25 protein-coding genes are annotated in these 25,123 nt (G+C 58.2%); 15 read left to right on the forward strand and 10 right to left on the reverse strand.

The features are described from left to right. The first annotated feature begins 55 nt into the window (after positions 1-55). Positions 56-1,657, forward strand: a complete 1,602-nt coding sequence (locus FY156_07315; GenBank protein UXS01301.1) for an EAL domain-containing protein — start codon at positions 56-58, stop codon at positions 1,655-1,657. Positions 1,658-1,662: 5 nt separating this feature from the next. Here the strand turns inward: FY156_07315 and FY156_07320 are convergent, their stop codons facing one another. Beyond that, positions 1,663-2,568: a LysR family transcriptional regulator gene (locus tag FY156_07320; protein UXS01302.1), complete on the reverse strand. Its 906-nt coding sequence runs from the start codon at positions 2,566-2,568 to the stop codon at positions 1,663-1,665. 133 nt (positions 2,569-2,701) lie between these two features. On the opposite strand from FY156_07320, the gene FY156_07325 reads away from it, so the two are divergent. After that, entirely contained in the window at positions 2,702-3,355 is a 654-nt protein-coding gene (locus FY156_07325) for a hydrolase (GenBank protein UXS01303.1), read from the forward strand. 66 nt (positions 3,356-3,421) lie between these two features. On the opposite strand, the gene FY156_07330 is transcribed toward FY156_07325, so the two are convergent. Both FY156_07330 and FY156_07335 read right to left on the reverse strand, forming a co-directional pair. Next, entirely contained in the window at positions 3,422-3,712 is a 291-nt protein-coding gene (locus FY156_07330) for a barstar family protein (GenBank protein ID UXS01304.1), read from the reverse strand. 46 nt (positions 3,713-3,758) lie between these two features. Then, positions 3,759-4,640 (reverse strand): LysR family transcriptional regulator, encoded by an 882-nt coding sequence (locus FY156_07335; GenBank protein UXS01305.1) that lies wholly within the window; start codon positions 4,638-4,640, stop codon positions 3,759-3,761. A 138-nt stretch (positions 4,641-4,778) separates the two neighbouring features. On the opposite strand from FY156_07335, the gene FY156_07340 reads away from it, so the two are divergent. From FY156_07340 to FY156_07390, 11 genes are all read left to right on the forward strand, one after another. Next, entirely contained in the window at positions 4,779-5,849 is a 1,071-nt protein-coding gene (locus tag FY156_07340; protein ID UXS01306.1) for an alkene reductase, read from the forward strand. A 162-nt stretch (positions 5,850-6,011) separates the two neighbouring features. After that, on the forward strand, positions 6,012-6,749 hold the full coding sequence (locus tag FY156_07345) for an SDR family oxidoreductase (GenBank protein ID UXS01307.1): 738 nt from the start codon (positions 6,012-6,014) through the stop codon (positions 6,747-6,749). A gap of 76 nt (positions 6,750-6,825) precedes the next feature. After that, complete coding sequence (locus tag FY156_07350; protein UXS03066.1) at positions 6,826-7,482, forward strand: acetyltransferase; 657 nt, start codon at positions 6,826-6,828, stop codon at positions 7,480-7,482. 48 nt (positions 7,483-7,530) lie between these two features. After that, positions 7,531-8,736 carry an MFS transporter gene (locus tag FY156_07355; GenBank protein ID UXS01308.1) on the forward strand — a complete coding sequence of 402 codons (1,206 nt, stop codon included), beginning with the start codon at positions 7,531-7,533 and terminating at the stop codon, positions 8,734-8,736. 19 nt (positions 8,737-8,755) lie between these two features. Further along, positions 8,756-9,193, forward strand: coding sequence for an acetyltransferase (locus tag FY156_07360; protein ID UXS01309.1), 438 nt, complete (start codon positions 8,756-8,758; stop codon positions 9,191-9,193). 76 nt (positions 9,194-9,269) lie between these two features. After that, entirely contained in the window at positions 9,270-10,088 is an 819-nt protein-coding gene (locus FY156_07365; protein UXS01310.1) for a nucleotidyltransferase domain-containing protein, read from the forward strand. Between the two features lie 146 nt (positions 10,089-10,234). Beyond that, positions 10,235-10,966 (forward strand): class I SAM-dependent methyltransferase, encoded by a 732-nt coding sequence (locus tag FY156_07370; GenBank protein UXS01311.1) that lies wholly within the window; start codon positions 10,235-10,237, stop codon positions 10,964-10,966. A gap of 47 nt (positions 10,967-11,013) precedes the next feature. Then, complete coding sequence (locus tag FY156_07375; GenBank protein UXS01312.1) at positions 11,014-11,400, forward strand: DUF4440 domain-containing protein; 387 nt, start codon at positions 11,014-11,016, stop codon at positions 11,398-11,400. Between the two features lie 183 nt (positions 11,401-11,583). Next, entirely contained in the window at positions 11,584-12,771 is a 1,188-nt protein-coding gene (locus tag FY156_07380) for a hypothetical protein (GenBank protein ID UXS01313.1), read from the forward strand. A gap of 99 nt (positions 12,772-12,870) precedes the next feature. Continuing rightward, entirely contained in the window at positions 12,871-14,424 is a 1,554-nt protein-coding gene (locus tag FY156_07385) for a hypothetical protein (protein UXS01314.1), read from the forward strand. A gap of 132 nt (positions 14,425-14,556) precedes the next feature. Beyond that, complete coding sequence (locus tag FY156_07390) at positions 14,557-15,219, forward strand: LysE family translocator (GenBank protein UXS01315.1); 663 nt, start codon at positions 14,557-14,559, stop codon at positions 15,217-15,219. A 58-nt stretch (positions 15,220-15,277) separates the two neighbouring features. Here the strand turns inward: FY156_07390 and FY156_07395 are convergent, their stop codons facing one another. Beyond that, entirely contained in the window at positions 15,278-16,273 is a 996-nt protein-coding gene (locus FY156_07395) for a zinc-dependent alcohol dehydrogenase family protein (GenBank protein ID UXS01316.1), read from the reverse strand. 184 nt (positions 16,274-16,457) lie between these two features. Between FY156_07395 and FY156_07400 the strand changes: the two genes are divergently transcribed. Then, positions 16,458-16,808 (forward strand): helix-turn-helix transcriptional regulator, encoded by a 351-nt coding sequence (locus FY156_07400; protein ID UXS03067.1) that lies wholly within the window; start codon positions 16,458-16,460, stop codon positions 16,806-16,808. 7 nt (positions 16,809-16,815) lie between these two features. Here FY156_07400 and FY156_07405 read toward each other — a convergent pair whose 3' ends face one another. The 4 genes from FY156_07405 to FY156_07420 all read right to left on the reverse strand — a co-directional run bounded on the left by FY156_07405 (position 16,816) and on the right by FY156_07420 (position 20,996). Next, on the reverse strand, positions 16,816-17,328 hold the full coding sequence (locus FY156_07405) for a GrpB family protein (GenBank protein ID UXS01317.1): 513 nt from the start codon (positions 17,326-17,328) through the stop codon (positions 16,816-16,818). A 64-nt stretch (positions 17,329-17,392) separates the two neighbouring features. Next, entirely contained in the window at positions 17,393-18,550 is a 1,158-nt protein-coding gene (locus tag FY156_07410) for an amidohydrolase (protein UXS01318.1), read from the reverse strand. Further along, positions 18,547-19,797 (reverse strand): Zn-dependent hydrolase, encoded by a 1,251-nt coding sequence (locus FY156_07415; GenBank protein ID UXS01319.1) that lies wholly within the window; start codon positions 19,795-19,797, stop codon positions 18,547-18,549. Before FY156_07415 ends, FY156_07410 begins: the two co-directional genes overlap by 4 nt. Next, positions 19,797-20,996 carry a diaminopropionate ammonia-lyase gene (locus tag FY156_07420; GenBank protein ID UXS01320.1) on the reverse strand — a complete coding sequence of 400 codons (1,200 nt, stop codon included), beginning with the start codon at positions 20,994-20,996 and terminating at the stop codon, positions 19,797-19,799. The genes FY156_07415 and FY156_07420 overlap by 1 nt, the downstream gene beginning before the upstream one ends. Positions 20,997-21,099: 103 nt before the next feature. Between FY156_07420 and FY156_07425 the strand changes: the two genes are divergently transcribed. Continuing rightward, positions 21,100-21,576 (forward strand): Lrp/AsnC family transcriptional regulator, encoded by a 477-nt coding sequence (locus FY156_07425; protein ID UXS01321.1) that lies wholly within the window; start codon positions 21,100-21,102, stop codon positions 21,574-21,576. Positions 21,577-21,582: 6 nt separating this feature from the next. On the opposite strand, the gene FY156_07430 is transcribed toward FY156_07425, so the two are convergent. Beyond that, positions 21,583-22,572: a hypothetical protein gene (locus FY156_07430; protein UXS01322.1), complete on the reverse strand. Its 990-nt coding sequence runs from the start codon at positions 22,570-22,572 to the stop codon at positions 21,583-21,585. Further along, complete coding sequence (locus tag FY156_07435; GenBank protein UXS03068.1) at positions 22,569-24,869, reverse strand: hypothetical protein; 2,301 nt, start codon at positions 24,867-24,869, stop codon at positions 22,569-22,571. The genes FY156_07430 and FY156_07435 overlap by 4 nt, the downstream gene beginning before the upstream one ends. Positions 24,870-25,123 lie beyond the last annotated feature (254 nt).

Below are 25,123 nucleotides of genomic sequence, written 5' to 3' on the forward strand. Positions count from 1 at the left end.
GAACGTTTAAGTTGAGCATCATTGCTTGTGATGCCCGGCGCTCAAGGAAGCCAAGATGCGGCGAAACATTGTTTTGACGATTGCATTCGGATTGGCAATTTGCGCCGGGGCTTTGCCGCTGCTCGCCGCAGTCTACATTTCACGCGAACGGGCCTTTGCGCTGGAACGACGGCATCTGGCCGATTATGCCGACTGGACCGTGCAGCGCGGCGACCTCAACATTGCCCGCGCCCGCGCCGTACTCAAGGTGCTTGCAGCGGAAAATCGCCAGTCCTGCACGCCCGACGATATTGCCCGGCTGCAGAAACTGACGACCGACGCACTCTCCGTCGATGAGATTGCCGTGACGAACAACGGACAACTCGTCTGCGACACCTGGGGGCTGGTCCGCACCGAGGCAACGCTGTTCGAGGACAGCATCGCGCTTTCCGAAGGCTATGAACTGCGCCTCAATGGCGGCGGTCTCTCGGACCCAGTCGATGGCATGATCGTGGTGAGCCAAGGCAATTACCACGCGCTTCTGAAACGCGAACGGCTGGTTGATGTGCTGCACGACACGCCCATGCTGCTCGGCATCGCTTCGCTGGATGGTCAGCCGATTGCACTGTCCGGCGCTGCCGATCCGCAGCTTGTCTCGCGTCTGGTCAGCCAGGAAACCAGCGGCTTCAACGACAGGCAGGTCTTTTCCTCCCGGCGCGGCAAGGACTTTGCCGCCTTCGCCATTTCCAACCGCAGCGTCGTGGACTGGCGCACCGACGCCGAACTCTGGAAGATGATCCCGGTTGGCATCGGCATATCGCTCGGCCTCATCGCGTTGATTGCCTGGGTGTCGCGGCAGCGATTGTCACTGGCCGGTGAACTGGCAATCGGTATTCGTCGCAAGGAATTCGTCGCCCATTACCAGCCGATCATCGATCTCGCGACCGGCCGCTGCATCGGGGCCGAAGCCCTGATCCGCTGGCAGCGCCCGGATGGCTCTTCCGTCCGGCCCGATCTTTTCATTCCCGTTGCCGAGCAGAACGGCATGATCGGCCAGATCACCGAAATCATGGTGCGCAACGTGCTTGAAACCATGAAGGATGCGCTTGCCGAACACCGCGACATGCACGTCGCCATCAACATATCGCCGCAGGATGTGGAGGACGGCCGGTTCCTGACCCAGATCGACGATCAGCTCCGGACCATCAAGGTCCAGACATCGCAGATCTGGCTGGAGGTGACGGAGCGCGGTTTCATTCAGGCTGATGCTGCCAGCGCCACGCTGACCAGAGCCCGCGACGCCGGACATGTGATTGCCATCGACGATTTCGGAACCGGCTATTCCAGCCTGTCGATGTTGCAGAGCCTGCCGGTGACGGTGCTCAAGATCGACAAGTCCTTCATCGATGCCCTCGGTCGCAATGCCGCCACCAGCCTCGTCACACCGCACATCATCGAGATGGCCCACAGCCTGAAACTCAAGATGGTCGCGGAAGGCATCGAAACCGCCGAACAGGAAGCGGTTCTGTACAAGGCCGGGGTGCAATATGGGCAAGGCTGGCTCTATTCGAAGGCCCTGCCCTTTGAGGAATTCATGGCGTTCTACGAGCGGCGCAACGCCGATATCAAGGGCGGCGCCAAGATCATCCGCCCGGTTCACTTCAGCCATTCACGTTAAGGCCGTCAGCCCGCACTGCGCGTGTGCTCGAAACAGTCGATCAGCATTTCGGTCAGCACCCGGACCTTTCTGGAAGGGTGCTGCCCCGGCGGGCGGATGACATAGATGCCGGCCGGCGGCGGCGGATAGCGGGTCATGACCGGCACCAGCGCACCGGAGGCGATGTGTTCGCCGGTAATGCCATCCGGCAACCAGCCGATGCCGAGACCGGCCAGCGCTGCCGCGGTCAGCGCCACGGCATTGTCGGCCTTGAACCGTCCGCGCGGATAGACCGTGATCGTCTTCTCTCCATCCAGAAACTGCCAGGCTTCCGTGCCCTGCATCAGCGCCTGATGATCGACAATTTCGGCCGGTGTCTTCGGCTCGCCATGTTTCCTGACATAGTCGGGGCTGGCGACCAGCTTGCCGTAGAGCGGGCCGACACGTCTGGCAATCAGGTTGGAATCCGCAAGATATCCGACGCGAATGGCGCAATCGAAACCTTCTGCGATCAGATCGACAAAGCGATCGCTGTAGGATGTGTGCACATTGAGTTGCGGATGACGCTGCGCCATCTGCGCAAGCACCGGGGCAAAATGCGTCGGGCCGAAGGAAAGCGGCACGGCAATGCGCAGGCGCCCGCAAAGCTCTCCCGCCGGCAGGATGGTTTCTCTGGCTTCATCGATTTCGGCGCAGGCTCTGGCCGCATGATCGCGAAAGGTGATCCCGGCCTCGGTCAAGGCGGCACCCCGTGTCGTGCGGGCCAGAAGCTGGATGCCGAGTTCCGCCTCCAGCCGGATCAGCCGGCGGCTGACAATCGATTTCGACAGGTTGAGCCGCCGTGCGGCCGGTGAAACACCGCCGGCTTCGGCAACTTCCACGAATGTCCTGAGATCTTCGATATCCATCTGGCGTTCCGGTTTGCGCGACACAGCTTGCCGCAAGTCAGCACTATCGTAGCGAAAAACGCAATGACAGTGTTCGCGCCACAGGCTGCGCCGCTGTCAGCGCAACCCTGTCGGCAAACGAACGTCACACCCAAAACGACAGCAAGAGGATGCATTCATGACCTTTCGTAACGGCCTTGCTTCACTCCTTCGCCCCGAAGATTCGGTTCTGGTTCTGATCGACCATCAACCCTACCAGCTTGCCAACCTGAACAGCCACGAGCCGCAGATGGTGGTCAACAACGCGACGGCGCTGGCAAAAGCCGCAAAGGTGTTCGGCGTCCCCACCATTCTGACCAGCGTGATCGCCGATCGCGGCGGCCTGATCTTCCCGCAGATCACCGATGTCTTTCCGGGTCAGGAGGTGATCGACCGTACCTTCATCAACACCTGGCAGGATCAGACCGTGGTGGATGCCGTTAAGGCAACCGGACGCAAGCAGCTCATCATCGCCGGTCTGTGGACCGAGATCTGCGTTGCCATGCCGACGATCCAGGCGCTGGGCGAAGGCTGGGATGTGACGGTGATTACCGACGCCTCGGGCAGCGTGTCCGTCGAAGCCCACGAACTTGCGATCCAGCGCATGATCGCCGCCGGCGCCAACATGATGACGTGGCTGGCACTGGCCGCCGAATGGCAGCGCGACTGGGCACGCACCGAACACGCCGCGGAACTGACGGATATCCTGAAGCACCACGCGGCAGGCAGCGGCATCGCCTATCTCTGGGAGCAGCAGCTTCTCAACACCCCGGTCCCGACCACGGCTGGCTGATCATCGGCGCGGGGGTGGCGACCCCATCCCCGTTTCCTCTGCCGGTAAAATTTGATGGCAAGCCTTTCAGGTGAAGGTTATGCGCGTCACGGTCGCCTCATTGGCGATTGCGGCAAGCGCATCGAGGAAAGATGCGTTGCCGTCCCCGGTCCTCAGCGCAGACAGGTGCTCCGTGTGCGAAAAGATCAGGGCAACATCCCCTGGCCACCCCGGCCCGCCACCTTCAATGGCATCCCAAAATGCATCCAGGTTACATCCAAACACCGCCGCGCCCTGCGGCTTGACCACGTCCAGATAGCGCTGCCAGAATTCCGCAGCCGATCTGATCCCTGAACAATCGACAATGACCTCTCGCATATCCCAACTATGGCTGTTGGCGGCGGGTCGTCAACCGTGCCATGTCCTAGACTGCATCCCGCAATTTCTCCCGCAGGAACTCGATGAACCTCTGGGTTTTCGCCGGTAACAGCCGTGTTTCGGTGACGGCGTAGACTGGACCGGGCTCGCCGGTCCAGTCGGCAAGCACAGGCTGCAATGTGTCGGCTGCAAGCTTGTGGGCGACGACCCGTTCAGGCAGGAAAACGATCCCCATGCCATGCGCTGCCAGTTCGCGTACCATCGCCACGCTGTTGGCACGGTAGCGGCTCGAGGCATTGACGGTCATCTTCTCCTTGCCGCGATAGAGCGTCCACGACGGCCGCGTCGCGACGGTCAGACATTCGTGGCTCTCAAGATCATCAGGCCGTTGCGGTTCGCCTCGGTTCCTCAGGTATTCCGGCGAGGCGTAAAGACGGGAGGATATTCTGGCGATGACACGGGTAATCAGTCCCGTTCCCTCGGGAACGGCCATTCGGATGGCAAGATCGAACGGCTCGCCGACAAGGTCAACATTGCGCGGCGTCAGGTCCATGTCGAGCGTGATACCCGGATAAAGCGCGGCAAATTCCGGCAGCAGCGGCGCGACATAGGTGGTCGCGAAATCCACCGGTAACGACACCCGCAGCACCCCGCTCGGCTGCGCCACCATGTTGCCCAGTTCCTCATGCGCAATGCGCGCTTCCTCGACAATGCGCTTGGCGCGCTCGTAATAAAGCCGCCCCGCCTCGGTCAGCTCGATTTTGCGCGTCGTGCGGTGCAGCAGCCGCAGGCCGATGGACTCTTCAAGTAGCGAGATACGCCGTGACAGTGTGGAATTGGGCATGCCGATCACGTCAGCAGCCTTGCTGAAACTGTTGGAGCGGACGACTTCCACGAAGAGCGCCATGTCATTCAGATAGTCCGACATTATACCACCTAATGAATAATCATTTCCATTATCCGCCGTTAATCCCGATTATGGAAGAGATTATATTGCCCTCAGAACATCGAACCACCCAACCGCCCGGTTGATCGCAATCGAAACGGAACTCTGAGGAGACTACCCATGACCGATATCTGGAGCCCGGCACGCGTCGGCACACTTGATCTTGCAAACCGTCTGGCAATGGCGCCGATGACACGAAGCCGCGCAGACTATGACGGCGTGCCCGGCCCGCTGACATCAGAATATTACGCACAGCGCGCAGGTCTTGGCCTGATCGTCACCGAGGGCACGCAGCCCTCCGATGACGGACAGGGATATCTGACGACACCCGGCATTTACACCGACGCCCATGTTGCGGCATGGAAGACGGTAACGGATGCCGTGCACGCCAAGGGATCGCACATCTTCATCCAGTTGATGCATGTCGGTCGCACATCGCACCCGGACAACACGCCGCACCACCGCCCGGCACTCGCCCCTTCGGCCATTGCCCCCAACGATCAGATCTTTACCGCGACCGGCATGCAGTCGATCCCTGAACCGCGTGAAATGACCGTTGAAGACATAAACCGGACAATCGCCGATTTTCGCCATGCGGCCAGACGTGCGGTTGAAGCGGGTGCGGACGGTGTGGAAATTCATGGCGCCAACGGCTACCTGCTACAGCAGTTCTTCGCGCCCAACGCCAACCAGCGCACGGATGCCTATGGCGGATCGATCGAGAACCGCGCCCGCTTCGCCATCGAGGTCGCCAAGGCGATCGCCGATGAAATCGGGCCGGAGAAGACGGCAATTCGCCTGTCGCCGGGAGCAACGCTTGGCGGTCTCGATGAAGGTTCCGAAGGTCCGGAGCTCTACCGTTATCTGGTCGGCGAACTGAACAGACTGGGCCTTGCCTATGTCCACATCATGCACTTCGGCAACGAGGCGCTGCTGGCCGACATCCGCAGGCTCTGGCACCAGACGTTGATCGTCAACCGTCCGGGTCGCCCCCTCGCTGACATCGGCGCCGATATATCGAGCGGACTGGCCGATATCGAATCCTACGGGCAGTTCGTTCTCGCCAATCCGGATTTCACCAGCCGGCTGAAGGATGGATCGGACATGAACCCGGCGGAACGTGCCACCTATTTCGGCGGCGATGCCAGGGGTTACACCGATTACCCGACGCGCGATAAAGCCGCCGCCTGACAAACCATAGATCGCGTCATCACCTCTGGTCGGGGTTTTCCCCGGCCGGTTGCCGCATCGTCTTCTGGCAGAACTGCGTCATCATCGATCATTGCACCGGCTGCATTGCCGGGCGTAGAACAGGCCCGTTTCAGAACGAAATGTGCATAAGGAGATCGAACCATGGGCAGATTCAGCGGCAAACGCATCTTGATCACCGGTGGCACAAGCGGCATGGGACTGGTTGGCGCAAGGCGCATCATTGCCGAAGGCGGAACAGTGCTTGTGACCGGCCTGAACGAACAGCGCCTGAAAGCCGCAGAGCGGGAATTCGCCGACAAGGCCGTGGTGTTCCGCAACGACGCTGCCGAACCGACTGCAACAGCCCTTGCCGAAACCGTGGCCTCGGCTGGTCCGCTGGACGGGCTGTGGCTGAACGCCGCCTTCGCGACCCTTGGCCTGCCGGAAGAGATTGATGCCGAAGGCTTCGACGCCATGATGGCGACCAATGTGCGCGGCCCGATGCTGCAGCTTGCAGCACTTTCGCCGCACCTCGTCTCCGGCGCATCGGTCCTGCTCACCTCTTCCAGCTCGACCTATGAAGGGGCGGCCGCAACCGCGCTCTACGCGGCAACCAAGGGTGCGGTCGTCGCCATGGCCCGCTCCTGGGCGTCGGCGCTGGCGCCGCGCGGCATCAGGGTCAACACACTGGTCCCCGGCCCGATCGAAACCAACTTCCGCAGCTTCCTGCCGGATGAAGCGCGGCAGGGTTTTGAGGATTTCGTCGTCAATCAGGTTCCACTCGGCCGGGCTGGCAGCGCAGATGAAGCGGCCGCCGTTGCCCTGTTCCTGCTTTCATCCGAAGCATCCTATGTCACCGGCAGCCAGTATGCCGTCGATGGCGGCCTCATCATGCAGTGAGTGTCGCACCATCGTCATCCGCCTGGTTTAGTCGACGCCCTATCGAGACCTCCCAGGACAGGACTGCATCGTGACGATGACGACATCGCCGGACGAGACGAACGCTCGGCCGGCTCCCAAACTTGCCGAAACCTTCATCCACCCGACTGTGGGACTGCGTGAGGTCAAGATCGGCAAACACTGCGAAATCCTCGAGGCCACAAGGGTCGAATATTCGACGCTCGGGGATTTCAGCTATCTCGGTGAAAACTGCACGGTGGCAGATGCGCGGATCGGCAAATTCTGCGCCATTGCCGCATCGGTCAGGATCGGTGCACCGAACCATCCCATGCAGCGCCCCTCCCTGCACCGCTTCACCTATTGCACCGATTATTACTCCAGCGATGTCGGCCGCGATCACGCGTTTTTCGAAGATCGAAGACGCGCCATCGTCACCATCGGCAACGATGTGTGGATCGGCCACGGCGTCATCGTGCTGCCGGGCGTGACGGTTGGCGACGGCGCCGTTCTCGCCGCTGGTGCGGTCGTCTCACGCGATGTCGCGCCCTACACCATTGTTGGCGGCGTGCCCGCCCGCCTCATCCGCGAACGCTTTTCCCGCGAGATTGCCGGGCGGCTGGCGCGGCTGGCATGGTGGGACAGGCCGCACGACGAGATCGTGGCGCGCGCTGGCGAATTTCGTACCGACGACATCGAAGAATTCTGCCGCCTCTGGGAGACGGATGGCGATTGACCGGGAATAAACGGCGATCTATCCCGCTCCTCAAGCCGGGGGCCATCCATGACATTTCTCTTCAGCAGAACAGCCGCGACATCGACACCGATCCCGAAAACCGTCTGGTTGCTCGGGCTCGTCAGCCTTCTGATGGATATATCATCCGAGATGGTGCAGACATTGCTGCCGTTTTATCTGGTGTCAGGGCTTGGCGCGTCTGCAATCACCGTCGGTTTCATCGAAGGCATCTCGGTGGCAATCGCCACTGTGACCAAGCTGTTTTCCGGCGTGATTGCCGACTGGACCCGCAACAGAAAGATGCTGGCCGTGATCGGATACGGGCTGGGCGCGGTCTCGAAGCTCGTCTTTCCGCTGGCAACCTCGGTTGATGCGGTGATTGCCGCCAAGGCCGTGGATCGGGTTGGCAAGGGCATACGCGGCACGCCGCGCGATGCGCTGATTGCCGATGTCACGCCACCGGAAATCCGCGGCGCGGCCTTCGGCCTCAGAAAATCACTCGATACGGTTGGCGGTTTTGTCGGCCCATTGGCGGCCATCGGGCTGATGTTTGCGCTGAGCGGCAATGTCTCGCTTATCTTCTGGATCGCTGTCATCCCGGCTTTCCTTTCCGTCCTTGTGCTGATGTTCGGCGTGAGCGAACCCGACCAGCCACCACGCAAGGCAAGCCCGGCTCCAACGATCGGCGAGATGATGCGACTGAGCCGCGCGACATGGCTCGTCATCCTCGCCGCCTCCGCCCTCACCTTCGTCCGTTTCAGCGAGGCGTTCCTGCTGTTGAAATCGCAGGAGGCCGGTTTCCAGCCCGCCTGGATACCGATCACCATGGTCATCATGCACGCCATTTATGGCCTGACCGCCTACCCGACCGGACGCCTTTCGGATATCATCGGGCCGAACGGGCTGCTTGCCGCAAGCGTTGCAGTCCTGGCCGCCGCTTATGCCGTGCTGGCGCTTTCGACCTCGATCCCTGTCTTCCTCCTCGGCATTGTTCTCTGGGGTCTTCACATGGGGCTCTCGCAAGGTCTTCTCGCCACGCTGATTGCCCAATCCGCCCCGGCGCATCTCAAGGGCACATCCTTTGGCGCCTTCAACCTGATGACCGGCTTCACCGTGCTCATCGGCAATGTCTTTGCCGGTTTCCTCTGGGAATTCTACGGCTCCGCCACCGCATTCACCACGGGCGCGGTCCTGTCGCTCTGCGCTTTGCCGGTGCTGCTGCTCGTATCGAAAAAATCTACGGCGCAAGCGTGAACTGGTATAGGTGCAGATCATGATCAGCATTCGACCAGCACGCCCCGGCGAGGGCGACCGCATCATGGATATCTGGAGAAGCGCGGTTGACGCCACGCATGGTTTCCTGCTGCCCGAAGACCGTATCGCCCTCGATGAAATGCTCTGCGGTTTCCTGCCGCAGGCCCCGCTCTGGCTCGCGGTCGATGCGGCCGATCATCCTCTCGCCTTCATGCTGATCGACAGCGGCCATATGGAAGCGCTGTTCGTCGATCCGCGTCACAGCGGTAACGTCATTGGCGCCGCACTCGTCCGCCACGGCCTCTCGCTTCATCCTGATATGACAACAGACGTCAACGAGCAGAACGATCAGGCCATTGGCTTCTATAAGAAAATGGGATTTCGTGAAACGGGCCGCTCACCCCTAGACGGACAAGGCAGGCCTTACCCGCTCATTCATCTGGCTTATGTGAACTGAGCCATGCACGCATTGCGGCATTGCCAAAACACCCTATTCTGCTGCCTTGACGGGCAGCTTCCGGAGGTGGGGTGGCATGAAGCAGACGGCACTGATAGAGCATATTGCAAGCGGGCTTCGCGACGATAAGGCGCTGGCTGGTCTTTTCCTCGGTGGAAGTTTTGGGCGTGGCACCGAGGACAGCTACAGCGATATCGACTTCATCGCTCTTGTCGAACCCGACGCGCAGACCGCAACGATCGCCAGATGGCGCGAATGCCTGCAGGCCATCACACCAGTCGTTTTCTGGCGGCAACGCGGTCAGGGAAACGTTCTCGTCAATGCAATCACGGTCGACTGGCTGCGATGCGATCTCTCCGTCATGCCGCCAGCATCCTTTACCGGGCGGGCCCGAAACACTGTCCGTCCGCTGATCGACAGGGACGACCGTTATGGCTCGTTACCGGAAACGCTGCCGGTCAAAGCCCCTGACACAGGCAAGGTGGAGTTTCTGATCGGCGAATTTCTCCGCGTCCTCGGGCTTCTCAATGTCGTGGTCGGCAGACGGGAATATGTAACCGCTGTCGGTGGCGCCGGCATGCTGCGCGATCATCTGGTGAGCCTGATGCTGGAAGCGGCCAATGTCGCCGGGCGTGGCGGAGCGCTGCATCTCAGCAAGGCCTTGCCCGAAGACGACATGCAAACTCTTCTGCGTCTGCCGTTTCCGAAGCCGGAAAGACAGGCGGTCATCGACGCGAATTTTTCCATCGCCGAGCAATTCCTGCCGCGCGCCCGCGCGTTGGCAAAGCAGCTTGAACTGTCATGGCCCCACGACTTCGAGCAGGCCACCCTTCAGATGCTGGCAAGGTCGCTGGGACCAACACCAGACTGGAATGCGCTGTCGCCCGCATCATGACGCAACCTTCACCGAAGTGAGCGATGCTCGTCTGCGTCTTTGACGCCTCTGGCGAAGCAGCTATCATGTGCCGCCGTCATCGGGCGACCGGGCATGTCTCTTTCAGGTGACAGCCTGTCATGGCAGTGCGGGTGCGAGGTTCGATCATGGCGCAGAACATTTACGACAACGCGGCTTTTTTTGCCGGTTACAGCCAGCTTCCGCGTCAGGTGCAGGGTCTGGATGGGGCGCCGGAATGGCCTGCCATTCGCGCCATGCTGCCGTCATTGACCGGCAAACGCGTCGTTGACCTCGGTTGCGGTTTCGGCTGGGCCTCGCGCTGGATGCATGAGCAGGGCGCGGCCTCGATGCTTGGCGTCGACCTCTCTGAAAACATGATCGAGCGGGCACGCGCCGACACGCCCTACCCTGCAATCGACTATCAAAGAGCCGATCTCGAAACGCTTGAATTGCCGAAGGCGTCGTTCGATCTCGCCTACAGTGCGCTCGCCTTCCACTATGTCAGCGATTTTGAGCGCCTCGTTCGCATGGTTCATGCCGCACTCGTTTCAGGCGGCGATTTCGTCTTCACCATCGAACATCCGATTTTCATGGCCGCCGACAAGCCGCAATGGATATCCGGTGACGACGGACGAAAGACCTGGCCGGTCAACGGCTATTCGATCGAGGGAGAGCGGCGCACCGACTGGTTCGCCAAAGGCGTTCTCAAATACCACCGCACGATGGCAACGACGCTGAACAGCCTTGTCGTCAACGGCTTCACCATCCGCGAAATCAGGGAATTCGCCCCGACGGCAGACCAGATCAGGCAGTTTCCTTCACTGGCGGAAGAACTTGAGCGCCCGATGATGCTGCTGGTCGCGGCACATCGCCCCTGACGGACACCCCGTCCTACACCTCCCATTCCATGCCAGCCGGAGCTGCAATGTCGTTTGATGCGAATGATATCGAGATGTTTTTCTCGCTGGAAACCAGCCTGCATCGCCCTAAGGTCAGATCGTCGCCGCAGGCGGTCTCCGATCTGCTGGCCGATGACTTCGTCGAGTTCGGCAAGTCCGGCCGCGTCTACGACAAGCAGATCACCATCGAGGCGCTGGCGCAGGAAGAGGTATCGGTGTCGACACCGCCGCTGGAGGTCGCCGACTTTACCGCAAAACCACTGTCGGAAGATGTGGTGCTGGTCACCTACAAGAGCATCCGCCCGCTGGCGCAGGACCAGCAGAGCAACGAGACGCTGAGAAGCTCTATCTGGAAACGCATCGACGGTCGCTGGCAGATGATCTTCCATCAGGGAACGCCAGTTCCCGTTTGACGCGTATTTTCTGCTGTCCTCGATGGATGTGGGAGCGGGAGAGATCATCATCCTGTCCACCCTTGCAACACGGCCAAACCGCAGAGCCAGGAAGAGAAAAAAACGAGCAATCGAGCGCTTTTTCAACCCGCTTGCGCGCGATCAAAATGAGCGCTACCACAATCATGAATTGAGGGGCGGGACATGGAATCAATCGCGTATGACGTGCTGCAGATGGGGGCGTGGCAGACGCTCTTTTTAGTTTGGGGTATTGTGAGCGTCTCCGGCCTGTTGGCGGGCGCCCTGATACAGCTTCCCTGGAAAATGGGGCGATCTGCATACGTCCTGTCTAACGGATTTTCGTCGTTTCTGGTCGGGCTGACTTCCGTGTTGTCGTTAGCGGTGCCACATGCATCGGAAAACGGCTACCTCTCGCTCATCGTCGCCGCTTACTATGGATCTCTCATACCCATTGGTGCCTTTCTTGGCATCACTGCGGCGGCTCGATCACTCGATGCATATGGAACACGCAACAGATATATCTTGTCGTTCATTCCTGTCGCCAATCTTTTTCTCTTGTTTGCCAAGCCTAAAAACCGCACCAGAACAAGCGGCATGAAAGCGACTGGCATCATCCTGCTCAGCTTCATTCTTGCGATGGCGGGACAGTCCGTATCGATGCGTGTCAAGGACACGATTGAGAAAAGAAACACGACCGAGACAGCCTCTGAGGACAATGAACAGAGCCTCATCGCCGAACGCTACATCCAGCTCATTTCTTCCCGGTCCGACAACTTTCCAGACGCTCCGGTGAAGGCGACCAAGGTCGCGGTCAAAGCTGACACCAAAACCCTGATCCAGGTTTTGCAGATCGAGGCCCCCGATGAACAGCAGGCTCTACTTATCCGCGATGGCAGCATGTACGCGCTCTGCAACGCGGAAAACTTGAAGACGCTGTATTCATCAGGCGCAGCCGCAATGTTCAGCTATCAGGACAAGGCGGGAAAAACTCTCGATACGGTGACAGCCAGCACCTCACTCTGTGAGATATGGAACACCGCGGTCGATGACGGAATGACAGCGATTGCAGCATCTGAAAAAACACCGGTAAAAATGGACGAAGTGTCGACCCTCATCCGAATGTCCTACGCCGATAAAACCCTCACCCGCTACATCACACTGAGCATCGCCTGGCCCGACGGGGTAGAGGCAGAGATCATAAGCGGCGAGTGTCAATTACCGCTATTCCAGGTGAACGTGGGTTTAACGCTTCGGAACGTCTACCTTACGGAGACAGGCGCACCGCTCGCTGCGATTTCCGCCGACTGGGATACCTGTCAGGCTCTAAGCAACCCGGAGCGGCCCACACAGCCAATCGACGATCCTTTATGAGATCCAGGCGATGATCGGATGACGGCTGGCAGCAAGAGCTGATTGCTTGTCCCTTATTTGAAAAAGTTATTATCACAGCCCTTAATTGAAAGAAAAAGCATGGACACAATCGCGGCTGCGCTGGGATGGAGCATGCTGGCGATGCTCTTCTGGCAATGGGGCATCATGGCGCTTTCAGGCCTGTTCGCGGGTGCCCTGATACAACGCCCGTGGAAGCTTGGCCGCGCCGCGTATTTCGCGTTGCTCAACCTTATTTTTTTGCTGTGGGGAGCAACGTCGTTTCTCGGAAAACTGATGCCTCACGCAGCGGCGAATGGCTATGCATTTGCCGTCGTGGCAGTATTTTTTGCCGCCATCGTGGTCCTGGGCGCGATCACCGGTATCTGTGCCGCGTCGCGGTCCCTTGATGTGTTTGGTACCCGCAACAGATGGCTTTACGCGTTCATTCCCTACCTGAACCTTCAACTGCTGCTGCCGCCCTCATCTTACCATCCGAACCCAGATCGTGTCGGCCCCATAAAAGCGGCGGGGCTCTTCACCCTTGGCCTCACCCTGTGTGTTGGCGGACCGCTGATCATCCCGTCAATGTACAAGCCTTTCCTGCAGGCCATGGATGAATTGCCGCACCAGTCTCCTGAAGAAGCGATGAGAATGCAGTTTGAGACATTCAAACCGCATATCATCAAGAATTTTGCCGGCAGGCTTCCCTTGCCGATCGACGACAACAGGACTTTGATCGACGTAAGAGTCATAGGCAGAACCCTTATCCGCACGATTAAAATTCACGGCGATGGTGAAGCGGATACCGATCTGCTCACAGCTTACGAAACCCACGATGCCTGTAACTCACCGGAGGTCGAAGAGGTTTTCGATTGGACCGGAATTGCCGAAACCCGTTACTGGGACAAGAACGACCAGCCCATCGTAAACGTGACGTTGGCGCGGTCTTCGTGTGAGGTCTGGAACAAGAACAGAGTTGAAGCGATGGCAGCAAAAGCGGATCGAAAATCGCTTGAACGGAGAATTACCGCCGCGCAAACGACAGGACGTTCCCTCGCCCACAGACAGGCGATGCAAATCGTATCCGATATGAGCCTGAAACCTCCGATGAACATGGGACCTGGGCTGACACTTACAGCGGTAAAAGCAGAATCTGACGCCGTTCTGCTTGTGATAAGCGCAACGGGCAACAAGGGAAAACCCGAGGAAACGAAGCTCCGCGAAATCTACACACGCTGCACCAACCCGGCCATCCGGAGAGATTTCTTTGACAGGGGCGTCAGCATATTGAGCCGTTACCACAATCGTGACGACAACACTGTTCTGGAGGTGCGGATCAACACGGCTCAATGTCAGACCCTGGACGAACAGATCGACGCCCATATGGCAGGTCTGGCGAAGGTGAACTTTCTGGAAGGAGCTGAATATACGTATGATGCACCGCGTTACACGAACAAAAACTATATATTATATCTCTTCATGTCTGGCCCGATTTCCGCCGGGTTTGATGCCGATGCGAAAAAACGCATGTGCAGCGCGCCTCATTTCCAGACAGCCCTTCGTCTCGGCGTGACGATCTGGGCAATCATCATCCGCAATAGCGACGAACCGTCGAAACAACTCTACGTGGACCGCGCCACCTGCGGCGTTTGAAAAGCCGAGGGAACGGTCACATCAGAAACATCCACCGCTGTTGACCAATTCAGCGACAAAGATCCCCGATGCTGCCTTTTCAAAACGGCGTGTGTTAAGACGTCTGAAGTCGATCTTCTACCGTGATTGCCAATGCCCGACGCGTCCACTTTTCTGACCTTTCTCATAGCACTCGCCGTTCTCGAAATAACGCCGGGGCCTGACATGATGCTGGTGATCGCACGTGGCGTTGGCCAAGGGCGCAAGATCGCATTGCTGACAGTTGTCGGCATGATATTCGTTGCCGGTATTGTCCAGGTAAGTTTGCTGGTGTTGGGTCTGGCATCGCTCGTGGCGGCCTATCCGTCCGCCCTCACCGCGCTCCAATGGGCCGGTGCGGCATATCTGATCTACCTTGGTGCCAAAATGGTCTGGGCGAGCTTTGGGCCACAGTCCGAAGCACGGCTGAAAGCAAAACCGGTTTCCGGTTGGAAGGCCGTGCGCGAAGGCACGCTCAACAGCCTGACAAACCCGAAATCGCTGCTTTTCATGTTCACCTTCCTGCCGCTGTTTGTCGATCCGGGCGCAGGCCCTGTCTGGCTGCAGTTGCTGGTTCTGGGATCGATACAGAAACTGGTCGGCATCGTTTCTCTGGGTGGTGTGGCGATCGCCTCCGGCAGTGTCGGCCAATTCCTGCATCGTTGGCCAAAATTGCTGGCCTGGCAGGAACGTTTCACCGGCATCATCCTGCTGGGCCTCGGTATCAGGCTGCTGCTTTCCGGCAGCCCCTCACCCGCACCGGCGCCAGCGCGATAGTGCGGTCCTCCCGCCAACCTCAGGAGGCTGACGGGAGAGCGGTTAAATCGATCCGTGGTCAGGACGACAGCGAAACGACGATCTTGCCGATCTGCGCATTGCTTTCCAGAAAACGTGTCGCCTCCTGAATATCGTCAAACGCGAAGCTGCGAGAAATCAGCGGCTTCAGCGCTCCGGTTCGCAGCCCCTCATTGATGAAGGTCTTCGCCCGCATCAGGATCGCATCGTCCGAAACGATCTCCGTGTAGAGGTAACCCTTCAACGTCAGGCTTTTGCCGAGGACGGCGAACTGCGGAAACGGTCCTTCGTCAGGGCTGAGGGCGCCATATTCCAGCAGGATGCCGCCAACGGACATGCATTCGGCAAGCTCGGCGATGGCGGGGCCGCCAATCGGATCGAAGACCACGCGGGCGCCTTTACCGGCCGTGATGTCGCTGACACGCGCCGGAAGATCCTCTTCCGCCGTGGCGATGACGTGATGCGCGCCGGCATCGAGCAGAGCCTGCGCCTTGGCGCTGGTCCGCGTTGTGGCAATCACGACAGCGCCAACGCTGCGGGCAATCTGGAATGCCGCGATGCCGACGCTGCTCGATGCGGCAGAGACGATGACGAACTCGCCCGCCGACAATTTCGCCTGTTCGATCAAGGCTCCCCATGCCGTCACATATTGCATCCACGATGCGGCAGCCTGTTCGAAGGACAGATTTTCCGGATGCCTGACAACGTGCCGGGCCGGAACGTTGATGACCTCCCCATATGTGCCCCACCGCGCCATATCGAGTGTGGGGATGACGCTGACCGCATCCCCCTCTGCAAAACCGGAAACATGCCCGCCAAACGCCTTCACCGTACCGGCGGCTTCATAACCGAGCCTTGAGGGAAATTCGGCCTGTTGCAGATAGGCGTTTTTGCGAAACATCACCTCGGCGCGGTTGAGGCCAATGGCCTTCACTTCAATCTGCACCTCGTCAGGTGCTGGTGCTGGAACTTCGATATCGTCGATCCGAAGCACCTCCGGCTCGCCGTATTCGTGAAACCGTACAACTCTCGTCATGCTGCTTACTCCTTGCATCTTTTCGCGCCCGGCCTTGGGAGCGGCGGGAACGGTCAGATGCAATTGGCAACTGGATGCAGAAATGAAAATACGGTAATCGAATGCATATAGTGCCCAAAAGTATACCGTCAGCGAGGTCATGATGAACAAGGACAGGAATTACGACGAGGTGCCCGGCTGCACCATGTACGCGGCCCTGAACCTGATCAGCGGCAAGTGGAAAGGCATGATCCTGTATCACCTGCTCAAGGGAACCCTGCGCTTTAACGCGCTGAAAAGAGAGCTTGGCGACTGTTCGCAACGCCTTCTGATCAAGCAGCTTCGCGAGCTGGAAGATGACGGCCTTGTTGAACGCAAGGTCTTCGCGGTCATACCGCCGAGGGTCGATTATTCGATCACCGAAGAAGGCAGAACACTCGCCCCGATCCTGCTGGGTCTGCGCGACTGGGGACATGGCTGGCTCACCCGCCGCAACCTCGTTGCCCGCGACGACCATCTGCAAGCCGTGAAGCCCGAGACCAGCCCCTCTGCCTGACCGGACGTCATGGGGAACTGTTCTCGAGGCCGCTGACAATCCCGGCGATGAAGGCGGTTTTTTCCGAGGTGTAACGGTCGCCATCATAGGGAAAACGGGCAGCAAGCCGGGTTTTCAAGGCCGCATAGGCCGCAGCCGTCTGCGGATTTTGGCGCAGGTGGTTTCGAAACAGCATTCGGGCCTGATGGGTCCGGTTTTCGGGCGGGCAGAGATAGCCCCTGAGCTGCGGCGAGGAATCTCTGTCGAGGAAGGCCCAGATATCATCAGCATGGCGATTGCCACGCGGCTCGAACCCGGCCCGGACAAGCACCACGCTCGCATCGGCAATGTCACCGGGGCCTGACACGGTCACATCGATATCGACAACAGGCTTTGCCGAAAGCCCGGGAATGGCCGTGCTGCCGATATGATCAATCGCCACGACCCGGCCGCCGAGCATTGCCCGCAACCGCGCTGCGGCGCGTTCGAAATCTCGCGGCCAGTCCGGATCATATGTAACGATTTCAACCAAGGTCGGCATGGAAAATCCCTGAAAACACCGCCATCCGTTTGGACAGGCTTTGCCTGCGGAGATCAAGCCATTTTCAGCCCCGTCTCAACCGCCGCTCAACGATGCCGACATGGAAGTTGGCGCCGTGGATCAGGCCGTCGTCGTTGAAATCGTAGCTGGCATTGTGCAGCGGCGCGGAGTTTTTGCCGTTGCCGAGAAAGACAAAGCAGCCCGGCACCTTATCCAGAAAACGGGCGAAATCTTCCGAACCGGTCATCGGTTTGTCGGCGATATCGACATTCTCGCTGCCGTAGAGCTCCTCAGCCAGAGACAGCACCTCCCCGGCAAGCTCCGCATCGTTGACCAGCGGCACGAACTCGCGGCTGTAGGCCACCTCTGCCGTGACATTGTAGGTCAACGCCGTTCCCTCGGCGATGGTGCGCATCTGCTGTTCGATGCGCGCGCTGACGCTCGGGTCGAAGCTTCTGGCATCGCCCAGAATGCGCGCCAGACCGGGTAGCGCGTTGCGCGTGCCATCGGTAATCAGTTCGGTCACGGAGACGACGCCGATATCGGCCGGATCGATGCGGCGCGACACGATGGTCTGCAGGTTGGTGACAAGCGCGCAGGCCGCCACCAGAACCTCGTTGCCCCAATGCGGACGGGCCGCATGACCGCCAACACCTGACAGCGTGATTTCGAAATTGTCCTCCGCCGACATGATGGCGCCGGGCCGGGTTTGCAGCAGACCGACAGGAAGACCGGGCATGTTGTGAATGCCGTAGATTTCATCGAAGGGAAACCGCTGAAACAGCCCGTCATTGATCATCGCCAGAGCGCCCCGCCCCCATTCCTCGGCCGGCTGGAAGAGAAAGCGTACGGTGCCGTCAAAACCGCCCTCTTCCGCCAGGTGTCTGGCCGCACCCAAGAGCATGGCGGTGTGGCCATCATGCCCGCAGGCATGCATGACACCGGGGTTGCGCGATCTGTAAGCATGGTCGGCGTGTTCGGTGATGCGCAGCGCATCCATATCGGCCCGCAGCGCAATGGAGCGGTTGCCCGTGCCGCGTTTCAGCGTGCCGATAACGCCGGTACCGCCGACACCCTCCACCACTTCATCCAGCCCGAATTCCCTGAGCTTTGCTGCCACGAAGGCGGCTGTCGCCCGTTCCTCAAAGCCGAATTCCGGGTTGGCATGCAGGTGCTGGCGCCACTCTTTCATGGCGGCGTGAAGCGAGGAAATCCCGGTCATGGCTTTACCTTTTGCGTATCTGTCAGTGATCTGACGACATCGAGCAGCACGTTGGCACCGGCGACAAGATCGTCATCTGCGGTAAATTCCCTGGGGTTGTGGCTGATGCCGCCAACGCTCGGCACGAAGATCATGGCCGAAGGGGCAATCCGCGCCATCATCTGCGCATCATGCCCTGCCCCGGATGTCATGCGCCGCGAGCGAAGTCCCCGACCGGAGACAGCCTTTTCGATCAGCGAAACGATGCCGCTGTCGAACACAACAGGCTCAAACCGCGCCAGCCGCTCCACGCTTATGCTGACCTCTTCCTCCTGCTGCAGCCGCAGAAGAAAGGCAGCCAGCGCGGCCTCCTCGTCCTTCAGGCGCTGCTCATCCGGGTCACGCAGATCGACCGTGAAGGTGGCCCTGGACGGGATGACATTGATGGCGTTCGGCTCAAAGGCCATGGTGCCGACAGTGGCAACCGTGGGCGTGTTGGAAGCGGCGGCCCGCTCCCGCAGAAAGGTGATGACGCGGGCGGCGGCAAGTCCGGCATCGCGGCGCATGGACATCGGCGTCGTGCCGGCATGGTTGGCATCGCCTTCAATAACGACCTTCTGCCAGGAAATGCCCTGCAGGTTTTCCACCGCGCCAATCGGCAGACCCTCGCGCTCCAGGACCGGCCCCTGCTCGATATGCAACTCGATATAGACTTCCGGCTTCAGGAAACCGGGCTCATGCGGGCCGGCATAACCGATGCGGGCAAGCTCATCGCCAAGGATTGCGCCATCCGTGCCGATGGTTGCCAGCGCCTCATCGATGCCGAGACCGCCGGCATGAACGAGCGAACCCAGCATGTCAGGCGCGAAACGAACGCCTTCCTCATTGGTAAAGGCCGCAACGACCACAAGCATGGCAGGCACAAAGCCGTTTTCCGCAAGCGACTGGATAACCTCAAGCCCCGCCAGCACGCCGTAGCAGCCATCATAAATACCGGCATTGATAACCGTATCGATATGCGAGCCCAGCATCAGAGGTTGGGCGTCATGTCCGGCCTCTGGCCGCCATATGCCGAAGATGTTGCCGATACGATCGATGGCTACCTCAAGACCGGCCTCGCGCAGCCAGGCGACGAACTGGTCGCGCCCGGCCTTTTCGCTGTCTGACGCGGCAAGGCGAATGAGGCGCCCTTCCTGATCCCGGCCGATATCGCCAAGCTGTCTCAACCGGCCAAGCAGCCTCTGGCGATCAATGGATATGCCGCTCATCAAGCCTTCTCCTCCGCCAGAACGGTGTCCGGCGACTGGCCGACAATCTCCTGATAGCGCAACGGATCGGTCGCGCCTTCGGTGTTGACCAGCAGCACGCGGGACGCATCGTTCAGACCGAGCGCCGCCTTGATGGCAGGATCTTGCGCAGCCTTGATGAGACCGGCAAGACCGACGCCGCCGCTTTCCCCCGAGACGATGGCGGGATCGCCGGGCAACGGACTGGCAAGCGAGCGCATGACTGCAATGGCGTCTTCCTCATCGACGGTCATGAAGGCATCGGCCACCCGCGAGAGAATGCGCCATGCAACAAGCGACGGCTCGTAGCACTCCAGCATGGCCATGACGGTGGGTTCGCCATGCGGAATGACAACCGCATGCCCCGCCTTGGCGGATGCGCAAAGGCAGGCCGCGCGGGCGGGATCAACCACCGTGAACACCGGCCGCCTCTCGCCAAACAGCACCGCCATATGCCCAGCGACGGCAGCCGCAATGCCGCCGACGCCGGACTGGATGAAGATGTGGGTCGGTGGTTCAGCAAGCGCGGCAAGCGCCTCGGTGACGATGGCGGTGTAACCCTGCATCACCAGACCGGGAATCCGCTCGTATCCCGGCCAGGAGGTATCGGACACGATCGTCCAGCCGCGCTCTTCGGCAACGCGGGCGGCGTGCCGCACGGAATCGTCGTAATTGCCCTCAACGCGGATCATCTCCGCCCCAAAACGGGCAATGGCCGCAACGCGCTCATCGCTGACACCGGAATGCACGAAGATTGCCGCGCTGGCGCCCACCAGTTGCGCGCCCTGGGCAACCGAACGGCCGTGGTTTCCATCCGTGGCGCAGGCAAAGGTCATGGTTTTGGCAATGGCCAGAACCTCGCCGCTATCCAGTTCGGCAATATCGACCGTGCGCCCCAGCCGCCGCGAGGCTTCTTCCAGCACCAGCCGGATCACGGCATAGGAACCGCCCAGCGCCTTGAAACTCTTGAGGCCCAGACGATGCCCCTCATCCTTGATATGGATGGCCCCGACACCAAGCTTTGCGGCAAGCGCCGGGAGTGAAACCAGCGGTGTGGCAGCATGGCCCACCCGGTAAGACAGGAAACGCGACACCTCGCTTGCCGCCGCACGGCCAAGCGTCTCCGCATCCGTTACATCCAGCGCGGCGCCATAAGCAGGGTTTTCATTTCGAAGAAACATCGCCATCTCCAATCTCGGTTGAAGAAAACATATTGCATTCACGACGATATTTGCGCTGATATCCGGGCGCTTATTTGCAATTTTGTTTCATGAAAGCCGCCCGATGCGCCGTTCACAGCCGCTTGACGATTTCGACCTGAAAATTCTGGCGATCCTGCAGAAAGACAATCTCACGCCGCAAAGAACGATCGGCGAAGCCGTAAACCTCTCCGCGCCCGCCGTGCAGCGCCGCATCAAGCGCATGACCGACATGGGCGTCATCAAGGCCAACGTCGCCGTGGTCGACCCCGACGCGCTGGGCCAGCCGATCACCATTTTCGTGGAAGTCGAAGTCATCAGCGAAACCGCCGCCCAGATCGAAGCCGCCAAGCAGCAATTCGCCAGCACACCCGAAATCCAGCAATGCTACTACGTCACCGGCGAAGCCGACTTCGTCCTCGTCCTCGTGGTCAGCGACATGGCCCGCTACGAAACCCTGACCCGCGAACTGTTCTTCGGAAACAACAACGTCAAACGCTTCAAAACCTTCGTGGCAATGGACCGGGTGAAATCCGGGCTTGAGGTGCCGGTGGTGCGGTAGTCGTGGTCAGCATTGATAACAGAAATCGATAACTTCCTTAAAGCCGACCTGCTCATTACGCAGCCTACCCTCCAGTTCATTCAGTTGATTGATGGATACAATCTCCTCGGAAGCTTCTATACTGAGTGAGAATGAACCTCCATAGACTTTCCCAATCCTAGTCAGTTCTCGGCTTAACTGCTTAAGGATGGAGTCCCTGAAAATCACCTGGACACGTCGGAACCTGATAAGACGATGGCAATCGAAGAAATCCGATCGCTTCTCCGAGTCATACTTTCTACCGTTCCAACCCGTCGCACGCGTGGCTCGGTAGAAAGCCATGTCATGTGCCTCGCGCCATTGAGTAAAGTTGAAATAAGTGTGAGGGTTCGGATTCTCATGGGTTGCTTGAGGCTGTAATGCCAAGGCAAGAGAGCCGTCGTACCTGTCTAGCGTTCCAAAGATCTTGTTCTGAGCTGATATCATCCGGCGGATTGCCGTTGGCCATTTAAAGAGCAAGATTCTCCGCCTGTCCAGTAATCGAAGTTCACGTTCCAGCTTGCGCTCTGCTCCATCCTCTTGGCGCTCGACCCTGCTAGGCACGTACTGCACAAAGGATTTGTAAAGACTGAACACTCGCTCTGACCCAAGAGATATTAGATCAAAAGCGTCATCTGCATCGTGATCCCTAATGAAGTACAACGCCTTCCCGTGAAACATCATCAATTGAGCGATGTCTTCAACTAGCTCTACAAGACGTTCAGTTTGTCCTCCGCGATGACGGGTAGCGATGTTGGCCAGCAGACGATCTGCAAGGTCGTTGTTACTTGTCTCAAGTTTAAGCGGGCTCGCTGAACCATGCATGCGGTGGTGGAATAGATTGACAAAGTCTTGTGTGAACAGATGTCGATTTAGGCCTTTGTCGCGCCTGCTACGACCAAAGATCAGCTCCTCTAACCAGTTCATCTCCTGATGGTAGAATTGGGTTTGGATCGGCATCGATCTAACAAACTTCATTCTGCTTCCCCCTCACCATTTGTCTTTCGGCTCAACTTCTTAGCCAAGTGAGTGATTCTCCAGTCGATCTTAAAATCCACTTTTCCTAGGGCAGGAAGTACCTCTAGCGCAAAAAACAGATCAGATGCCTCTGAGTGGAAGCTCAAGAATTCATTGATGATGTCGCTTGTATGCGCCCTACCACGTTCAAAGCCCATTCTATCGAAGTAGCCATCTTGTCTAGCCTGACGCTCAAAGGCCATACGCCACTCAATTCTGATAATGTTCCGTGGCGACGCGCCCCAGCTGAAACTATTTGTGTCAGATAGACGTAGCATTCTCGTTAGGTAGGCTTTCTTGTCCGCCACTCGACTGACGTAGTGCCGAAAGCACGTCCTGCTTATCAATTGAAGATCGGGATTTCCGTAGTACTCACTATAGATGATGGAGTAACCCACCACAGATGCAAGATCCTGCAATACTGTCGATATTAGGTGGAGACGGAACTCTGTAGAAATAGTTGAATCTGGCTGAACAAATTTGTGGTCAGCGGCAAGAATAGCGAGCGGAATGAACACCTGCACTAATCGCTTAAGATTTTCCGCATTATTTTCCTGCAATGCAAGGATGCATTCTTCAGCTAATGTATAGTAAGCATGTCCGAACTGATCAGGAAGATCGTCGTCGTGCGAATAGCTCATCAGATGCTGCACGATTTCCGGACCAGAGAGCAAGGCAGTAACTTCATCTTTGGCGGTGGCGTAAGAGGACGCCATAGCCAACACATCCGGTCGCTCCAGCTTATATTGCTCTTCTGAGTAATGTTCGTATTCAGTATACCGATTCAGGAGGCCAGATATCTGCTCCAGCCATTGCGGAAACTTCCAATAGGAATGAAGATTTGCAAGAAGCACTTGCGTCGCTTCTTCTATCAATCCTGACTTGATCAGACCTCTGGCGAAGTCGGGAACTTCCTTTTGATGAAATTCGGAAGCTTCTGGCAGGATCTTCGAGTATGTCCTTAGAAGTCGTTGGACAACCAACTGCTTAAGGTACTTTGGTTGAGAAAGTCGCTGTCCTTCGACGTCTATTTCGAATTTGATCCTGCGGCTTATGAAGGAGACTTCGGCTTGTAAGAACGCCGGTAGTTGCCGCGTCGTATCCGTCGTCCATTCATTTGCTTCGAAAAAATCAACAAGTTCCTGCTCAAAAGTGAGCATACGCCTCATCGATTCTAGGCATAGAGAGCCACCCAATGCTGCCCAAGTGTCGCACAGATAGATCAGTGATTTCCTATTCGAAAGGCTCGCGGAAGAGGTATCCAAAAGACTCCGCTCGATTATGTTGCGAAGCTCCTTGATTTCGTTCATTCCAATTTCGAAGTGAAAACCTTTCGCGTAAACCGCGATACGCGAAGACAGCCGTCCCAGTAACTTCAGAGCTAAATTATACTTCCGGGCCTCAACAGCGAGCTCAACGTGGTTCTTTAGACGGCCTATGATCTCTTTCTCCAACCAATCGAGATCAGCTTCTTCCTCCGGTGTGAGCTGACTACTTGTGCAAAGCGCCATAGTAGTGACAGTGTCCCCAGCGTAGAACCATTGCCTATGGCGCTGCCTGCGAGGGAACCAGTAGCTTTTTGGATCGATCTGCGGCTTCTTCTCCAAGTAGTGAATAAGGAGCTCAGTGTAGTCTTCGGTGAGGTTTGGTAGGGAGGCATCCCACCCGCTAACGTCTGACGTGATGCGGTCATCGATGTAAGTCATCTGCTCAAACAAGCGCCTGGCCTGCAGGGAGTGATGATTAGCAAGTGACTTCGAGATCCTAGGGTTCGACGCGGCGGCTATGTGTTTAGATATACGCGGCAGTATCTCACTTCGAATAAGCGGATTCAAATCAAAGAAATTAAAAAGGCGCTGCCCAAGAGGGAACAACGTCAACGATGTTGCTAAGGTTAAGATAGTGGCTGCACAGTAAACTAGGTATCCCGGATCGAGACCCAGCATCGGTAACGCAGTAGCTGCGACGCAAAACGACGCGGAAAAGACTAGGGATTTAGAGTAGTTGCTCCCGACCTGCTCCGATGTCAAAAGCCAGACAATATCCCTTCTAAGTTTCGAGTGACCAGAACTGAGTATGATCCCAATGGTAGCGAAATATATTGAGAATATGGACGCGAGAATCTGGGCGTATAGCCTAAGCTGATCCAAATAATAATCTAATTCAGAAGAAGGTATCGGCTTTAAAATCTCAAGCCCTCTACATAGGACTTCCTCCAAGAGGTAGAGAACAGCCAGAGATACCAGCAACCAAAACAGACCTGACGTACTTAGCCAGAAAACTTTTCGCAGTATCAGAAGATCTGACTTGGCTCTTCCAGCAGCATCAATTCGCTTATAGATAGCGGCTTCGAAGCGGAATATCGAACGGCTGAAATAGTCTCTGGATGACCAGAACCAGTGCCGAGACATCATCCAAATCTTAATTCGTTGTAACAAGCAGGACCTACAAAGTTCTTCTACTGCATGAGAGACATTAAGAGTACCAGAATCGCTGGCTGACTGGTTGAAGA

The sequence above is a fragment of the Agrobacterium tumefaciens genome, from assembly GCA_025559845.1.
Taxonomy (GTDB): Bacteria; Pseudomonadota; Alphaproteobacteria; order Rhizobiales; family Rhizobiaceae; genus Agrobacterium.

Bases quoted from the DNA above. Each gene is read 5' to 3' on its own strand.
- FY156_07315 (UXS01301.1), top strand. From the start codon at position 56: ATGCGGCGAAACATTGTTTTGACGATTGCATTCGGATTGGCAATTTGC.
- FY156_07325 (UXS01303.1), top strand. From the start codon at position 2,702: ATGACCTTTCGTAACGGCCTTGCTTCACTCCTTCGCCCCGAAGATTCG.
- FY156_07330 (UXS01304.1), bottom strand. From the start codon at position 3,712: ATGCGAGAGGTCATTGTCGATTGTTCAGGGATCAGATCGGCTGCGGAA.
- FY156_07335 (UXS01305.1), bottom strand. From the start codon at position 4,640: ATGTCGGACTATCTGAATGACATGGCGCTCTTCGTGGAAGTCGTCCGC.
- FY156_07340 (UXS01306.1), top strand. From the start codon at position 4,779: ATGACCGATATCTGGAGCCCGGCACGCGTCGGCACACTTGATCTTGCA.
- FY156_07345 (UXS01307.1), top strand. From the start codon at position 6,012: ATGGGCAGATTCAGCGGCAAACGCATCTTGATCACCGGTGGCACAAGC.
- FY156_07350 (UXS03066.1), top strand. From the start codon at position 6,826: ATGACGACATCGCCGGACGAGACGAACGCTCGGCCGGCTCCCAAACTT.
- FY156_07355 (UXS01308.1), top strand. From the start codon at position 7,531: ATGACATTTCTCTTCAGCAGAACAGCCGCGACATCGACACCGATCCCG.
- FY156_07360 (UXS01309.1), top strand. From the start codon at position 8,756: ATGATCAGCATTCGACCAGCACGCCCCGGCGAGGGCGACCGCATCATG.
- FY156_07365 (UXS01310.1), top strand. From the start codon at position 9,270: ATGAAGCAGACGGCACTGATAGAGCATATTGCAAGCGGGCTTCGCGAC.
- FY156_07370 (UXS01311.1), top strand. From the start codon at position 10,235: ATGGCGCAGAACATTTACGACAACGCGGCTTTTTTTGCCGGTTACAGC.
- FY156_07375 (UXS01312.1), top strand. From the start codon at position 11,014: ATGTCGTTTGATGCGAATGATATCGAGATGTTTTTCTCGCTGGAAACC.
- FY156_07380 (UXS01313.1), top strand. From the start codon at position 11,584: ATGGAATCAATCGCGTATGACGTGCTGCAGATGGGGGCGTGGCAGACG.
- FY156_07385 (UXS01314.1), top strand. From the start codon at position 12,871: ATGGACACAATCGCGGCTGCGCTGGGATGGAGCATGCTGGCGATGCTC.
- FY156_07390 (UXS01315.1), top strand. From the start codon at position 14,557: ATGCCCGACGCGTCCACTTTTCTGACCTTTCTCATAGCACTCGCCGTT.
- FY156_07395 (UXS01316.1), bottom strand. From the start codon at position 16,273: ATGACGAGAGTTGTACGGTTTCACGAATACGGCGAGCCGGAGGTGCTT.
- FY156_07400 (UXS03067.1), top strand. From the start codon at position 16,458: ATGTACGCGGCCCTGAACCTGATCAGCGGCAAGTGGAAAGGCATGATC.
- FY156_07405 (UXS01317.1), bottom strand. From the start codon at position 17,328: ATGCCGACCTTGGTTGAAATCGTTACATATGATCCGGACTGGCCGCGA.
- FY156_07410 (UXS01318.1), bottom strand. From the start codon at position 18,550: ATGACCGGGATTTCCTCGCTTCACGCCGCCATGAAAGAGTGGCGCCAG.
- FY156_07415 (UXS01319.1), bottom strand. From the start codon at position 19,797: ATGAGCGGCATATCCATTGATCGCCAGAGGCTGCTTGGCCGGTTGAGA.
- FY156_07420 (UXS01320.1), bottom strand. From the start codon at position 20,996: ATGTTTCTTCGAAATGAAAACCCTGCTTATGGCGCCGCGCTGGATGTA.
- FY156_07425 (UXS01321.1), top strand. From the start codon at position 21,100: ATGCGCCGTTCACAGCCGCTTGACGATTTCGACCTGAAAATTCTGGCG.
- FY156_07430 (UXS01322.1), bottom strand. From the start codon at position 22,572: ATGAAGTTTGTTAGATCGATGCCGATCCAAACCCAATTCTACCATCAG.